Consider the following 14796-nt stretch of genomic DNA (forward strand, 5'->3'; position numbering starts at 1 on the left):
AGGGCTCGGTTTCATGCTGCTCGTCGACATCATCCTGCCGGGCCTCGTGCTCGGCGGCATGTACGCGCTGATCGCGCTCGGGCTGACGCTGCAATACGGCGTGGCGCGGATCATGAACCTGTCCTACGGGGAGTCGCTGGTCGCGGCTGCCTTCGGCGCGTTCTCGCTCTACAGCGGCCTTGGCCTGGGCCCGCTGGCCGCGCTGCTGCTGGCGGTCCCGGTCGCGATGCTGCTGAACTGGCTGCTCTATCGCTTCCTGCTGGAACGGCTGATGCGGCGGGGCAAGGACCGCGGCGCGCAGGAGATCGACAGCATCCTCGTGACCTTCGGCGCGCTGTTCGTGATCCAGGGCGCCATGCTGGTCGCCTTCGGCGGGCAGTATTACAGCTACAGCTATCTCTCCATTCCGCTTACGATCATGGGCTCGACGCTTGCGGTCAATCGCCTGGTCGCGCTGCTGTTCGCCGCCGTGGTTGGCGGCGCCGTCTATCTCGCCCTTACCCGTACGCGGATCGGCACCGCCGTGCGCGCCATCGCCGTTGACCCGAACGCCGCGCGCCTGGTCGGGATCGACGTGGCCGCGCTGTCAGGATTTGCGTTTGCCTTCGGCGGCGGCCTCGTCGCCGTCGGCGGCGTGCTGGTCAGCATGTTCCTGACCTTCAACGCCGCAATGGGCGTGATCTTCACCATGAAGGCGCTGGTCGTCGTCATCATGGGCGGCGTCGGCAACGTCCTGGGCGCGCTGGTTGCGGGGCTGCTGCTCGGCGTGGTCGAGACCGCGGTGGCACGGCTGGTTGATCCCGGGCTGACGCTGGCCGCGACCTACGCGCTGTTTCTCGGCGTGCTCCTTATCAAACCTACCGGCCTGTTCGGGAGAGCCGCGTCGTGACCGGGCCTCTGCGTGCATTGTTATGGTGTGCCGCGCTTGCCCTGGCTGCGGCCGTTGTCACCTATCCGCGCTATGCCAACGGCTACTATCTCGCGCTCGGCATCAGCGTCCTCTATTTCACGATCCTCGCAACCGCCTGGGCGATGTTCTCGGGTCCCACCCGCTACATCTCGCTTGCAACGGTCGCCTTCTTCGGCCTCGGCGCCTACACCGCTGCGGTGCTGGGTGAGACCATGCCCTGGCCGGTCGTGCTGCTGGCCGCGGCCGGTGTAGGCGTCCTCACCGCCGCCATCACCGGACTCTCGACGCTGCGGCTGTCAGGCATCTATTTCGTGATCTTCTCCTTCGGGCTGGCCGAGCTGATCCGGCAGCTGGTGATCTGGTACGAGGTCAACATCCACAAATCGGTCGGCCGCTATCTCTTCAGCGCGGTGACGCAGGACATTCTCTACTGGCAGCTGCTGGGCCTGACCGCGATCGTCTTCCTGGTGGGCTGGCTGCTCGGGCGCTCGCGCTACGGGCTGGCCTTGCGCGCCATCGGCGCCGACGAGACCGCGGCCAGCCATTCCGGCATCGACGCGACGCGGATCAAGCTCGGCGTCTTCATCCTGAGCGCGACGTTCATGGCGATGACCGGCGCGGTGATGGCGCCGCGCTGGACCTATATCGATCCCGCGATCGCCTTCAATCCGACCATCTCGTTCCAGGTCGTGATCATGGCCCTGCTCGGCGGTGCCGGCTCGCTGTTCGGCCCCGTGCTCGGCGTCGTTCCGCTGGTGCTGCTGTTCGAGGTGCTGACCGCGACGCTGCCCAACCATTTCAGCATCGTGCTCGGCATCATCTTCGTCCTCATCGTCATGGTGCTGCCGAATGGCGTGATCGGCCTGTTCGGGGCGGGCCGCTGGCGTGTCCCGGCAGGTCATCCCGCCACCGCTTCCGCCCGCAAGATGGATGCAACGCTGCTCGCGGTCGACGGCGTCAGCAAATCGTTCAGCGGGCTGCGCGCCGTCGAGGACGTCAGCTTCACGGTCGCGCCGGGCGAGATCATCGGCATCATCGGCCCCAACGGCTCCGGCAAGACGACGCTGCTGAATACGCTGTCGGGCGCCTTGCGCCCCTCGTCGGGCACGATCCGCTTCAGCGGCACCGTCCTCAACGGCCTGCGCGCGCACCAGATCGCGCGGCTGGGGCTTGCGCGTACGTTCCAGCTGGTGCGGGTGATGCCGGACCTGACCGTCGCCGAGAACGTCGCTGCGGCGCGGTTGTTCTCGACGTCGAACGGTTCGGACGCGACGGGACGCGAGCTGCTGGACCTGGTCGGGCTCGGCACCATGCACGAAGCCCCCGCGGGCGAATTGACCTATATCGACCAGAAGCGGCTCGAGCTTGCCCGTGCGCTTGCGCTGCAGCCGCGCCTCGTGCTGCTCGACGAATGGCTGGCGGGCCTCAACCCGAGCGAGCTCGAGACCGGCATCGCCCTGATTGCGAAACTGCGCGAGCGCGGTCTCACCATCATCATGGTCGAACATGTCATGGATGCGATCCGCGCGCTGTGCGGCCATTGCATCGTCATGAACGCCGGCAGCGTGATCGCGCGCGGCACGCCGGACGATGTCCTGGCCGATCCGAAGGTCGTCGCCGCCTATCTCGGAGGTGACGATGCTTGAGGTCGCCGCCCTCTCCCACTTCTATGGCAAGCACCAGGCGCTGGCCGACGTCGGGCTCGGCATCACCAAAGGCGAGATCGTCGCGATCCTCGGCGCCAACGGCGCCGGGAAGTCCACCCTGCTCAAGAGCATCGCCGGGCTGGTCAGGCCCGTTCCGGGCGCAAGGATCACGTTCGAGGGACAGAGCATCGGCGAGCTGCCCGCCCATCTGATCGTGGAGCGCGGCATCGCCCTGGTGCCGGAGGGACGCGGCGTCTTCGGCGAACTGACGGTTGCCGAGAATTTGCAGCTCGGCGCCTATCCCGCCCGCGCCCGTGCCGGCGAGGCGGATCGGCTCGCAAGGATCCTGCAACTGTTCCCGCGCCTTGCCGAGCGCATGACCCAGGCCGTCCGCACCATGAGCGGCGGCGAGCAGCAGATGGTGGCGATCGGCCGGGCGCTGATGTCGAACCCGCTGCTGCTCCTGCTCGATGAGCCCTCGCTCGGCCTGTCGCCCCTCCTCAGCCGCGAGGTGTTTCGCGCGCTGGCGCAGATCCGCGCCGGAGGCGTCGGTGTGCTGCTGGTCGAGCAGAATGCACGCGCCAGCCTCGACATCGCCGATCGTGTCTACCTGATCGAGTCCGGCCGCAACGCCGGCAGCGGACCAGCCGCTGCGATGAGAAACGATCCCGAGATCCAACGCGCCTATCTCGGCAAGGCGCGCGCCGCATCGCCCCCACATTGATCACCCCATGGAGAGCGCCATGAACGCAATCGACCTTCTCATCGGCGGCAAGGACCGGTCGGCCAGCAACCAGCGGACCTTCCAGCGCCGCAACCCGATCTCCGGCGAGGTCGCGACAACAGTGGCCGCGGCCTCGATCGACGATGCGATGCGCGCCGCCGATGCTGCGGCCGCCGCCTTCCCGGCCTGGTCGCAGCTCGGCCCCTCCGAGCGCCGCAAGCGGCTGAGCGCAGCCGCCGACATCCTCGCGCGCCGGGCCGCGGAGTTCACCGCGCTGATGGTCGCCGAGACCGGCGCCACCGCGGGCTGGGCCGGCTTCAACGTGCATCTCGCCGAAGGCATGCTGCGCGAGGCCGCCGCCATGACAACGCAAATTTCGGGCGAGGTCATCCCGTCCGATAAGCCCGACAATCTCGCAATGGCCTTCCGCCAGCCGGTCGGCGTCGTGCTCGGGATTGCGCCGTGGAATGCACCGGTCATCCTCGGCGTGCGGTCGGTCGCGATGCCGCTTGCCTGCGGCAACACGGTGGTGCTGAAGGCCTCCGAGATGAGTCCCGGCGTGCACCGGCTGATCGGAAGCTGCCTGACCGAAGCCGGCCTTGGCGACGGCGTCGTCAATGTCGTGACCAATGCGCCGGAAGATGCGCAGGCCGTGGTCGAGGCGCTGATCGCCCATCCCGCCGTCCGCCGCGTCAACTTCACCGGCTCGACCCGGGTCGGCCGTCTGATCGCGCTCGCTTGCGCCAAGCATCTCAAGCGCGCGCTGCTGGAGCTCGGCGGCAAGGCCCCGCTCGTGATCCTCGACGATGCCGACCTCGATGCGGCCGTGAATGCCGCGGCCTTCGGCGCCTTCATGAACCAGGGCCAGATCTGCATGTCGACGGAACGGATCGTCGTCGACGACAAGGTGGCGGACGCCTTCATCGCCAAGTTCGCGGCCAAGGCGAAGAGCCTGCCCCACGGCGATCCCCGCAAGGGCAATGTCGTGCTCGGCTCGCTCATCAGCGATGCTGCCTGCGACCGCGTACGCGGCCTGATCGACGATGCCGTCGCCAAGGGTGCGGTGCTTGCGGCAGGCGGACACGGCAGCGGCACGATCATGCCGGCCACCATCGTCGATCACGTCACCCCGGCGATGCGCATCTATGGCGAGGAAAGCTTTGGTCCGGTCGTGACCGTTGTGCGGGTCAGCGGGGTGGATGAAGCGGTCCGGGTTGCCAATGACACCGAATACGGCCTGTCCTCCGCCGTGTTCGGCCGCGACATCGCGCGCGCAATTGGCGTCGCCAAGCGGATCGAAGCCGGGATCTGCCACGTCAATGCGCCGACCGTGCATGACGAGCCGCAGATGCCGTTCGGCGGCACCAAGGCATCGGGCTACGGGCGCTTCGGCGGCAAGGCTGCCATCGACGAGTTCACCGAGCTGCGCTGGATCACGGTGCAGACCGGACCTCGCCATTACCCGTTCTGAAGCAAGGCGGCCGTTCGCCTCAGCGCAGCGGCAGCAGGTCGAGCTGACTCTGCGCCTTCTTCACCGCTGCTCCGAACCAGCTTTGGCTCGGAGCCTCCTTGGCGAAGCATTTTGTGTAGGCGTCCATGGCCTGGTCTTCCTTGGCCATGGCGTCCTGCGGGGTCTTCCTGGCCATCATCTGCTTCCAGACTTTCTCACAGGCCGGGATCTCGGCCGTCTTCACGGCGTGGCTTGAAGAGAGGAAAAAGACCTTGTCGCCCTTTATCGCGACCACGCCGATTTCGCCCGGCGAGCCCTTCAGATCGCCGTTGCCGCGCACGCCCAGCACGGCGACCGCGGCGCTCGTGCCTGCGGGTTTTGTAACCGGCAGCTCCGCATATTTGGCGAAGGCGGCGTCCTGGATCGCCTGATAGTAGAAGCGGTCCGACCTGATCGCCGCGCCGATCTCCTGCGGCATGCCGTCCTCGCGGTGCTCGCCCAGCCAGTGCTTCAACAGCCCCGTCGTGGTCACCACGGCCTGCATCTTGTCGCCCTCGGAGGCGAAGCCGAGGCCATCGAGATGACCGAAACCTGAATCGCCCTTGAACAGGGTATCGACGTTCGACTTGCCGTCAGCCGGGAGGCCCTTGATCGTGACCGGGCCCACCAGGCCGCGCAGGACGCGTGCCAACTCCTCGAGCGCCGCGTCATGCTGCTTGAAGGTCTCGTCGTTCTCCTTGGCCTTGGAGAACTTTGCGATGTAGCGGTCGCGCAGGTCGAGATAATTCTGCTCGGGCGCGGCCGCCCGCGCGGGTATGGCCAGGACGAGCAGGCAGAGCAAGGCGAGCGATCTCATGCGATGTCCGAAAGGCTGGAAGCAATCTCCAGTCTTGGTGCCGGTGCCCCGCGTGAAGGTTCACCGGCAGGCAAGGACCTGCACAGGCTAGGACCTGCACAGGCCAAGACTTGCACAACCAAGTCTTGCACAGCCAAGTCTTGCACAGCCAAGTCTTGCACAGGCCAGGACTTGCGGCCCGCCGCCCCTCTCCCCCTGCTCCGTAGGCGTCTACGTGGCGCCTATGCGCGCTTCTTGCTTTTCCTGGCGCGGGTCTTGGCTGTCTTCTTGCCCGCCTTCTTCACAGCCGCGGCTGTCTTGCGCGACTTGGCAGGCGGTTTGGCAGGCGATTTGGCCGGCGACTTCTTCTTTGCGGAGGTCTTTTTCGCGGGCTTCCTGGCGACCGCGACCTTCCTGCGCGGCGCGGCCTTCTTCGCCGTCCTGGTCCGTCCGGCTTTCCGTGGCCTGGTCCGCCGCGCGCGCGGTGCGGTCGGGGCCGCCGCAATTACCGCCACGTCGGCCTCTGCCTGCTCCGCACGGACGCCCGCGAGCGTCGTCTGGAGGGCCGCGTCCCAGGCCGCGAGGTCGAAATGCTGGGGGTCGTCGTGGTCGCCCACGCCCAGATCCAGCACGCAATGGTAGACCGGGACCATCCATTCGCCGCGCCTGACGCCGGCGATGACATATTGCAGCGCGAGCCTGGCATATTGGGCGGGCGTGAATCCGGGGTCGGGCGACTGGAAGTCCTGGGTGCCGGGGCCCATGCGCGGCTGCACCAGTTCGTGATGCAGGAACAGTCCCCTGAAGCGGGTACTCGGCTTTTCGAACTGGGTCGCGCGCCAAGGCGTGCCGTAGGTCCGGTCCGTCCGTGTCTCGCCGAGGCGCGTGATGTAGATGTGGGTCTTGCCGTCAGGCAGACCCGAAAGCTTGTTGCCGGACCAGGCGGCCGTGTTGATGAAATCCGGGTCGAAGTCTTGTCCGGCCCCCAGTTTGAAGCTGGTGTCGTGGATGACGAAATAACGCGCAAGCGGTGCGTTCGGGTCGTCGGAATTGGCGTGGCAGATGCGATCCGTCACCGAGCCGCCCACGGTGCTTTCGGCAATCCCCTGCGTCTGAAGGAAAGATCGCAGCTGCGCCTTGGTCACTCCCAGCGCTGCGGGACTGGCGAGCAGGCTGGACAGCACCGGCGGCAGATCGGCTGGCGCCTCGGCGACGATGCCGTGGGGCTTGACGGTGCGAAGCAGGCACCGGGCCTGATCCAGCGGCGATCCCTCGAATGACAACTGAGCGGAGTTGAAGTGACAAGGCGTGGTCATTGGACGCTCCCGGCGAATGATCACCCGCGCTGCCTGGCAGCGCGTTCACCCTTGCAACCTTACGGAAAGGCGCGGCGCGTCACAACTTTTATTTGAATGCATTGGTGGGCCCGGACAGACTTGCCCGGCGCCCTACTCAGCCGGCGTGAGCTGCCGGTTCAGGCGCAGCGCAGCGGTCTCGCGCACGCGGACACGGGCGCGGCGCTTGCGCCACCAGATCACGACCCCGGTGACCGAGAGCGCGGCCACGACGAGGCCCATGATCGAGATCAGGATGCGGCCGGGCAGCCCGACGATGCGGCCCGAATGCAGCGGAAACTGCGCCTGCACGAAGATGTCGGCGGCGGTGCCGACCCAGGGCAGCCGCTCGCCGATCGGACGGCCGTCCTCGCTGTCGTAATAGAGCTGCGCCGGGCCGACACCGCCGGCGCCGTGATCGTCGCCGGGATGAAAGAAGGCGGCGGCGTAGACGCCATGGGCCGGGCCGTAGCTGAGCGCGCCGACCGGGGTGGTCCAGCCACGCGCCTTGCCGTCGGCGGCCGCGCGGGCCGCGATCTCGGCGAACGTCATCCTGGGCTCGATCGGGTTATCGAGATCGCGATAGGGCCGCTGCTCATAAGGTGTCGGCGTGTAGTTCGACACCATCTTCATCAGCGGCGAGAACACCTCGAAATAGAGGTTCAGCGAGAATGCCGTGAAGGCGATGATGAACAGGACGCCCCAGGTCCACAGGCTGAAGGCGCGGTGGATGTCGAAATTGATCCGGTAGGCGCTGCCGGAGCTCTTGATGGTCCAGGCCGGCGCCCAGCGCGCCCAGAAGCCGCGGTCGAGCTGTCGCGTGACCTCGGGCGCCCGCGCCGCCTTGGCGCGTCGCCGCGAGGGCAGCGTCAGATAGAAGCCGACGAAGCAGTCGATGGTCCAGATGATGGCGATGATGCCGAGCACGCGCATGCCCCAGCGGTCGCTGCCCCAGAATTCCGGGATGTGCATGGTGTAGTGCAGCTTGTAGAGGAACGAGACGAAGTTCTCTCGCGTGACCGGCCACACCGCGCCCCAATAGCGCCGGCCGAGCTCGGCGCCGGTGTTGGGATCGAGGAACACCTGATTGTAGTCGAGCGGATAGCGCTTGCCGGTCGCGGGATCGATCCGCGGCATGATGAAGAACCACAGCGAGTGGCCCTCCTCCGGCGTCATGAAGAGATACACGACGCGCGCACGAGGATCGCGCTGCTCGATCATCTTGGCGAGCTCGATCGACGGGATGGCCGGGCCCTTGGTCGAGACATCGAAGAGATGGTTGTTCAGGACGTCGTCGATCTCATGGTCCCAGGAGATGATCGCGCCCGTGATGCCGGAGAAGAACAGGAATCCGGCCGTGAGCAATCCCGCCCAGCGATGTAGTTTGCCGAATATTGCTCTCATCGTCTTCTCTCATCCAGCAGGTCCGGCTCCCCATTGCCGGACCATCTTCAGTTCGAACTCACCAGCGGTACGTCAGCTTGCCGATCGCTTTACGTCCCTCCGCGTAGAAACAGCCCGACAGGTTGTAGCAGGCGGCGACGTAGCGGGTGTCGGCGAGGTTGGTGACATTCAGCGACAGGCGCCAATTGTCCCTGGTGTAGGCAAGCAGCGCATCCAGCACGGTCGAGGCTCCCACCTTGAACGTGTTGGCGTCATCGCCCCAGGTCGCGCCGACGTAACGAATGCCGCCGCCGAACTGCAGGCCCGCCAGCACCCCGTTCTGGAGCGTGTAGTCGCTCCACAGCGAGGCGCGATTGAGCGGCACGGTGACCGGCGCCTTGCCGACATTCACCGGATCCTGCGTGACCATGGCATCGACATAGGCATAGGCCGCACGCAGGTTCCAGCCGTCGGCGAGCGACATCGTGCCTTCGAGCTCGATGCCGCGCGATTTCACCTGCCCGGTTTGTTCGGCATAGGTCGCTGCAGGCACGTAGGTGACGACATTGTCGCGCGACAGGTCGAAGGCGGCGAAGGTGAACAGCGCGTTCCAGCCGAGTGGCTGGTACTTGACGCCCACTTCGTATTGGACGCCCGTCTCCGGATCGAGCATCTGTCCGCCAAAACCGGTCGCCAGCACCGGCAGGAACGATTCCGAATAGCTGAAGTAAGGCGCGATGCCGTTGTCGAAATTGTACATCACCGCGGCGCGGCCGGTGAAGGCCGAGGCATCCTTTGAGACCGACGTGTTGGCGATTCCGTTGTCGACCTGCGTCGTCACGAAATCCTGGCGGCCACCGAGTTGGAACGACAGCCGGCCGAGCCTGATCTGGTCCTGCGCATAGACGCCGGCCTGCGACTGCTTGACGCCGGTCTTGTCGCTCGCCACGGCGTCCACAGCGTAGTCGTAGCTGTATACCGGGTTGAAGACGTTGACCGTGGGCGCCGACGTCGTGACGCCAAAGGCGGTGTCGCGGAACGTGGTGTTACGGTAGTCGACCCCGACCAGCGTAGTGTGGCTCAGGATTCCGGTCGTGAACTTGCCCTGGAGCTGGTTATCCACCGCAAAGGAGTTGATATAGGAGTTGCTGTAGCTGCCATAGCGCGCCAGCTGCCCCGCGGCCTCGTCGGTATAGCCGCCGCCGTAAAACACCTTCTCCTCATTGTGCTGATAGGCGTAGCGCAGGTTCTGCCGAAACGTGATGTTGTCGGTGAAATCGTGCGAGAGCTGGTAGCCGGCGGTCGCGATCTCGGTGTTGAAGGCGTCGAAGCTCGGCACGCCCGCGAAGAACGAGACCGGAATGGTGCGGCCGTTGTTCGGCCAGACCGTGCCGGAGGCTGGCAGGAACTGGAGGCCCCACCCTGCCCGGTCCCTCTGATAGTTGGCGAGCACGGTGAGGGTCGTGTCCTCGTTCGGCTTGAAGGTGACTGCGGGCGCGATGAAGACGCGATTGTCCTTGCTGAAGTCGACCTGGGTCTCGCCGTCGCGCACGACGCCGGTCAGGCGCCACAGCACGGTGCCTTCCTTGTTGGCCGGGCCGCCCATGTCGAACTGGCCCTGATATCGGTTGAAGCTGCCGCCGGAGATCGAGACCTCGCCGAACTGCTGCGCCGTCGGCAGTTTTGTCACGTAGTTGAGCAGGCCGCCGGTGCCGCTGCCGCCATACATCGCGGAAGACGGTCCTTTGAGAACCTCGAGGCGTTCGGCGCCGTAGGGATCGAGCCCGTTGAAATGCACGTAATTGCTGGAGGGGATTCGCAGGCCGTCGATGTAGAGGCCCGGCATGGTCATGTCGAAGCCGCGGATCTGGAGGCCGCCGAAGCGGGTGTCCGAGCCGCCATTGACGTCGCCGCTGACGCCGGCCGTGTAGCGCAGCGCCTCGCCGATCGAGACCGCGCCCTGGTTTCGGACCTGGTCGGTGGTGACGATGGAGACCGACTGGGGGGTCTCGATCAGCGGCGTGTCGGTCTTGGTGGCGGTGCCGCTGCGCGTGGCGACGAACCCGCGCACAGGTCCGCCGGCGCGTTCACCCGTCGCGCCATTCGACGCCGACTGGGCTGGTGCGGCCTGCTGCGCGGGAGCACGACGATTGGCGCGGGAGGTGCGCGTCGATGCCGATCGTCGCGAGGCCGCGGTCGCCGCAGGACGTGCGCGATGGGCCGGCGCGTCAACGGTGACCGAGGGAATTTGCGTCTGCGCCTGCACCTGCACGGGACCAAGGGGAAGGAGGAGAGCCGCTGAGCTGACGGCTCCGAAGAAGAGCACCTGAAGCTGTCGATGGCGCGTTTGAAAACACGCAGGAAGTTGGAAGTCAGTCACGTCTTAGCAGCCCCACGCACTGCCGGCTTCGCCGGTATCGTTTTTGATGCCTCGCCCTAACGCAGGCGATTTCGGAGCGCGATAGGAACCGGGTTAGAACTTCTCCAGACCTGTGCGCAGCATGTGCGGCGAATGCGCTCAGGCGCAGAGAGAGCGGATTTGGAATCCTTCTAGGCGACTGTGGTCGATGCGACGAGGCGCGAGCACCAGTGACATCGCAAGCGGGCGCGGAGAACGAATCCTTTACCATGGCCTCGGCGCTCGATTGAGCCTGAGGAACCGTGGGGGTAGAATCTGTTGCGGGATATTTCATTTGCATTGCAGACCGTGCCGCAACGTTCTGTGCCGGCGCATCCGGGGGCGACGTCCATGAGCGAATTGCGCGCTGCGACCAGGCAATCGACCGCGAGGACGGGGCTCGTCGAGTTTGACGGCGCCAGGGGCACCGTCAGCATCCCCTGCACGATCGCGGACGTCTCAGGCACCGGAGCAAGGCTGAAGCTCGACTGGTCGCTGGCGTTGCCCAAACAGGCCACGCTGACCTTTGCCGACGGCTTGCGAAAGACCTGTCGTGTCGCCTGGCAGAAGCGGCGGCTGCTCGGCGTCGCCTTCGCGGACGGCGTTGCGAGCCTCGACGAGCAGGCCCTGATGATGACCGAGGAAGAGCAGGCGCTGCACCGGCGGCATATCGGCGCACAGGTCCGCGGCGCACGCGAGGCGCGTGGCTATACCGAGAGCCAGATGGCGAACCTCATTGGTATCTCACCCGAGGATATCTCCCGCGCCGAGTGCGGTGAGATCAGCATCCCCCTCTACCAGCTCACGCACATTGCCGACCTGCTGCTGGTCGACCTCGACAGCCTGGTTGCCGGCCCGGCGTCCATCGCTCTGCCTCCCGTCGGCGACGCCGAACTGGCGGCGGGCTGACTACCGCGCCGCTAGTCCTTGTCGCAGCACGAGGCGGCGCCCTTCCCTTCGCCCGCGAGCACGCTGCGGCTGTTGCGCTCCGGCGGGATGTCGAAGGCCGCATTGGCCGCGAAGAAGCCGGTCGGCTTCAGCATGAAGCCGGCATATTCGACCGGCATGATCGGAAAATCCTCGGGCTTGCAGACATGGGTGTGGCCGAAGGAATGCCACACCACGAGATCTGTATTCTCGATGTTGCGGTTCTGCGCGGCGTAGCGCGGCAGGCCGTCGCCGCCGGCATGGACGTTGGGATAGTCGCCGCTGGCATATTTCTCGTCCCTGTCGAAGGCCGTGACCCAGACGTGTTTGGTGGCGAAGCCGCCGCGCTTGCGCACGTAGCTGCCCTCCTGCGCCAGCATCAGCGGGCTCGGATTGACGACGAGCTTGTAGGCCGGCGCATTGCCGACCGAATTGATCTCGTTGGGATTGCTGATCTTCCAGAACCGGCCGGTCTCGCCATTGGCGACCGCCGCGGCGTCGCGCTCGCGCGACAGCACGCGCGTCGTGGTGTCGAACACGTTGCCGTGGGGATTGTCGTGGCCCCAGGGTCGCGGCACGAAGTCGTGCTCCGTCACCGTGTTGCCGCCGCCATCGAGATCCATGTGCAGGCGCACGTTGAAGAAGTGCTGGTGCGTGGGACCGCCGAGATTGTCGTCGACCATGCCGCCCCATCTGTACGTTTCGCCTGATGGCACGGCCGCGGTCTGGATGATGCCGGTAAGTTTTGTCTCGAGCTGGATCGTGCCGTCCTGGTAGAGGTACCAGTAGAAGCCGTAGTCGTAATTGCCGACGGTGGCGAAGAACGAGATCACGAGGCGGCGCGACCTGCGCACCTCGAACAGGCCATTACGGAATTCGTAGTGTTTCCAGGCAATTCCGTAGTCTTCTTCATGCATGCAGATAGCGTTCTGCATGACGAAGGGCTCGCCCTTGCCGTCGGCGGCGGGCACGTCGAAATAATGGATGTTGCCGATGCAGTCGCAGCCGAGCTCGAGCGCGTTGGCGAGCATGCCGAGCCCGTATTCGCCGGCATCGAAGGCCGACTTCCAGAAATGGTTCGCGGTCGGATCGGCATAAGGCACCACCATCTCGGTGACGCTGGCGCGATGGATCAGCGAGCGCTTGCGCGCGCCGTCCTGATAGGCGAGCTGATGCAGCACCAGCCCCTCGCGCGGGGTGAAGCCGACGCGAAAGCTCCATTTCTGCCAGTCGACCTTCCAGCCATCGACGCGAAAGCTCGCGCCCTCCGGCTGCTCGATATGCAGCGGCTTGATGTCGGTGCGCGGGTTTTGGAGTTCATGCGCGCCGTAATTCCGCTTCTTGCGCGGGATCGGCACGATCGGGTCCTCGTCGGTGAGATCGATGACCTCGCCGCCGATCAGGTCGACCACGGCGACCACGCCCTCGATCGGATGGGCGTAGCCGTTGTCCTGCAGGTGCTCGCGAAAATAGCTGACGGCCCGCACGATGCGGGCGCCGCGCTCGAACTCCTTGTCGAAGAAGCCCGACGAGAACGGATCGACCTGGACCAGCTCGATGTCCTTGTCGCTGAGCCCGCGCCGGACCATCGCCGCGCGCCATCTGGCGTCGGCCTTCACCACGGCCTCACACTTGAAGAACTCTTCCAGCATCACCGGAGGCTGCCCGTAGGGCGCCTCGCGGTTCGGAATGATTTTTCGCGCGACGATCTCGCCACGACTGAGATCGACGATGTGCTCGATCGCCTCGCCCGTGGCCACGTCCAGCGTCAGCACGAAAGCGCGGCGCCCTGCCCCGCCTGCGGCCAGCTCCTGCTTGGTCGGCTCTTCCAGCCGCACCGTCGGGAAGCGGCAGTTCTCCGGTGAGGTCGCGGCGGCACGCACCAGGGTGCAGGCTGCGGTGATCTCTTCAGCCGTCAGCGGATCGAGCGGATGCGGCGCAGCAGCCTGCGCTTGCGGTTTGGCTTTGACGGTATCGAGCATGGGCATGTCCAAAAGTCAGGCGAGATGCGCGGTGATGGCGCTGAAGGCGGCAAACCAGCGCTGATCGATCGGCACGTCCATCGCCTTGGGCTGCGTCGCGAGCTTGACGATGACGGTATCGGAGTCGAGATCGACATAGAGGTGCTGGCCGTGAATGCCGATCGCGGTGAGCGCGTTGCGTGACGGATCGATCGTGAACCATTTGCTGCGGTAGCGCGCGCCTGGGAAGAACTCGGCGAGGTCGCCGTCGGCCCAGGCCTTGGGATCGCCGTTCTCGCGGATGTCGTCGATCCACCAGCCGGGCACCACTTGCCGCCCCTCGACCACGCCGCGGCAGCGGATCATCTCGCCGAAGCGGATGAGGTCGCGTGCGGTGACGGAGATGCCGCCGGCGATGCGGCCCATGCCGTGGCTGTCGAGCGTGAGGGAGCCGTCCTCCTCCGCGCCCAAGGGCTGCCAGAGATATTCGGAGAGGATGCGATGGTATGGCATGCCGCAGGCGCGCTCATAGACCCAGCCGAGCACTTCGGTATTGGTCGAGACGTAGTGGAACACCTTGCCGTGCGGCTTGCCGGTGCCGCGCAGCGTGGTGAGATAGGCGCGCTGATGACTGGGATCGACGCCCGGAGGCGGCACGTCCCAGCCCGAGGAGAAGCGATAGCGCGCGACGTCGCCTGCAGGATCCTCGTAATCCTCCTCGAACTTGATGGCGACGGCCATGTCGAGCAGGTTGCGGACGGTGCAGCCGCCGTAGACTGACGTTTCCAGCTCCGGCACGTAGCGCACCACCCTCGCTTCCGGATCGAGCAGCCCGCGCGCGGCCAGAATGCCGCCGAGCGTACCGGCGATCGCCTTGCTGATCGAGCAGATCAGATGCGGCGTGGTCGCGGTCATGCCGTCGCCGTACCATTCGTGGATCAGGGTGCCCCGGTGCATGACGAGCAGCGTATCGGCGAAGGTCTCGCGCAATGTCGCCTCGATCGTGGTGCGCTTGCCGTCCGGCGCTGTGAAACCGAGCTTTTGCAGCTCGCGGCGGGCGCTTGGCATCGGCGACGGATGCGTGGAGCGGCGGACCTCGGCCGTCGGCAGCACTTCGCGGGTGTGGGTGAAGCCCCAGCGGATCGCGGGAAAGCTGCGCCAGTTGGCGCGGGTCACCTGGGCCTCTGGCGCGGGCGGGCTGCCGCGCATGATATCGGTCGGTCGCATC

General features: G+C 66.0%; 11 protein-coding genes. 5 read left to right on the plus strand and 6 right to left on the minus strand.

Annotation, left to right across the window (positions count from 1 at the left end; all coding sequences use genetic code 11):
• Positions 1 to 13: 13 nt before the first annotated feature.
• Genes IQ16_RS20055 through IQ16_RS20070 form a run of 4 tightly spaced genes read left to right on the plus strand, consistent with a single transcriptional unit; the run spans position 14 to position 4751 of the window.
• A complete protein-coding gene (locus tag IQ16_RS20055) occupies positions 14 to 889 on the plus strand; it encodes a branched-chain amino acid ABC transporter permease (RefSeq protein WP_018641946.1) in 876 nt (291 codons plus the stop codon).
• Entirely contained in the window at positions 886 to 2556 is a 1671-nt protein-coding gene (locus tag IQ16_RS20060; RefSeq protein WP_244635757.1) for a branched-chain amino acid ABC transporter ATP-binding protein/permease, read from the plus strand. Before IQ16_RS20055 ends, IQ16_RS20060 begins: the two co-directional genes overlap by 4 nt.
• Positions 2549 to 3280, plus strand: coding sequence for an ABC transporter ATP-binding protein (locus tag IQ16_RS20065; RefSeq protein WP_018641944.1), 732 nt, complete (start codon positions 2549 to 2551; stop codon positions 3278 to 3280). Before IQ16_RS20060 ends, IQ16_RS20065 begins: the two co-directional genes overlap by 8 nt.
• 19 nt (positions 3281 to 3299) lie before the next feature.
• Positions 3300 to 4751, plus strand: coding sequence for an aldehyde dehydrogenase (locus tag IQ16_RS20070; RefSeq protein ID WP_026311830.1), 1452 nt, complete (start codon positions 3300 to 3302; stop codon positions 4749 to 4751).
• A gap of 19 nt (positions 4752 to 4770) precedes the next feature.
• Here the strand turns inward: IQ16_RS20070 and IQ16_RS20075 are convergent, their stop codons facing one another.
• The 4 genes from IQ16_RS20075 to IQ16_RS20095 all read right to left on the minus strand — a co-directional run bounded on the left by IQ16_RS20075 (position 4771) and on the right by IQ16_RS20095 (position 10353).
• Positions 4771 to 5586, minus strand: coding sequence for a hypothetical protein (locus tag IQ16_RS20075; RefSeq protein WP_018641942.1), 816 nt, complete (start codon positions 5584 to 5586; stop codon positions 4771 to 4773).
• Positions 5587 to 5807: 221 nt separating this feature from the next.
• Complete coding sequence (locus IQ16_RS45205; RefSeq protein ID WP_158646942.1) at positions 5808 to 6881, minus strand: hypothetical protein; 1074 nt, start codon at positions 6879 to 6881, stop codon at positions 5808 to 5810.
• A gap of 132 nt (positions 6882 to 7013) precedes the next feature.
• A complete protein-coding gene (gene fsrB / locus IQ16_RS20090) occupies positions 7014 to 8303 on the minus strand; it encodes a siderophore utilization protein FsrB (RefSeq protein ID WP_018641940.1) in 1290 nt (429 codons plus the stop codon).
• Between the two features lie 58 nt (positions 8304 to 8361).
• Positions 8362 to 10353 (minus strand): TonB-dependent siderophore receptor, encoded by a 1992-nt coding sequence (locus IQ16_RS20095; protein ID WP_018641939.1) that lies wholly within the window; start codon positions 10351 to 10353, stop codon positions 8362 to 8364.
• A 678-nt stretch (positions 10354 to 11031) separates the two neighbouring features.
• Here IQ16_RS20095 and IQ16_RS20100 point away from each other — a divergent pair.
• Positions 11032 to 11589: a helix-turn-helix domain-containing protein gene (locus IQ16_RS20100; protein ID WP_018641938.1), complete on the plus strand. Its 558-nt coding sequence runs from the start codon at positions 11032 to 11034 to the stop codon at positions 11587 to 11589.
• Between the two features lie 11 nt (positions 11590 to 11600).
• On the opposite strand, the gene IQ16_RS20105 is transcribed toward IQ16_RS20100, so the two are convergent.
• Together IQ16_RS20105 and IQ16_RS20110 are read right to left on the minus strand one after the other, a co-directional pair.
• Complete coding sequence (locus tag IQ16_RS20105; RefSeq protein ID WP_035666101.1) at positions 11601 to 13589, minus strand: primary-amine oxidase; 1989 nt, start codon at positions 13587 to 13589, stop codon at positions 11601 to 11603.
• A gap of 15 nt (positions 13590 to 13604) precedes the next feature.
• Positions 13605 to 14795, minus strand: a complete 1191-nt coding sequence (locus IQ16_RS20110; RefSeq protein ID WP_018641936.1) for a serine hydrolase domain-containing protein — start codon at positions 14793 to 14795, stop codon at positions 13605 to 13607.
• Between the last annotated feature and the right edge of the window lies 1 nt (position 14796).

Origin of the sequence: Bradyrhizobium huanghuaihaiense (assembly GCF_007830635.1) — a bacterium.
Classification (GTDB): Bacteria; Pseudomonadota; Alphaproteobacteria; order Rhizobiales; family Xanthobacteraceae; genus Bradyrhizobium; species Bradyrhizobium huanghuaihaiense.

Coding starts and splice junctions, on each gene's coding strand:
- IQ16_RS20100 (WP_018641938.1), top strand. CDS start 11,032: ATGAGCGAATTGCGCGCTGCGACCAGGCAATCGACCGCGAGGACGGGG.
- IQ16_RS20105 (WP_035666101.1), bottom strand. CDS start 13,589: ATGCTCGATACCGTCAAAGCCAAACCGCAAGCGCAGGCTGCTGCGCCG.
- IQ16_RS20065 (WP_018641944.1), top strand. CDS start 2,549: ATGCTTGAGGTCGCCGCCCTCTCCCACTTCTATGGCAAGCACCAGGCG.
- IQ16_RS45205 (WP_158646942.1), bottom strand. CDS start 6,881: ATGACCACGCCTTGTCACTTCAACTCCGCTCAGTTGTCATTCGAGGGA.
- IQ16_RS20070 (WP_026311830.1), top strand. CDS start 3,300: ATGAACGCAATCGACCTTCTCATCGGCGGCAAGGACCGGTCGGCCAGC.
- IQ16_RS20055 (WP_018641946.1), top strand. CDS start 14: ATGCTGCTCGTCGACATCATCCTGCCGGGCCTCGTGCTCGGCGGCATG.
- IQ16_RS20075 (WP_018641942.1), bottom strand. CDS start 5,586: ATGAGATCGCTCGCCTTGCTCTGCCTGCTCGTCCTGGCCATACCCGCG.
- IQ16_RS20110 (WP_018641936.1), bottom strand. CDS start 14,795: ATGCGACCGACCGATATCATGCGCGGCAGCCCGCCCGCGCCAGAGGCC.
- fsrB (WP_018641940.1), bottom strand. CDS start 8,303: ATGAGAGCAATATTCGGCAAACTACATCGCTGGGCGGGATTGCTCACG.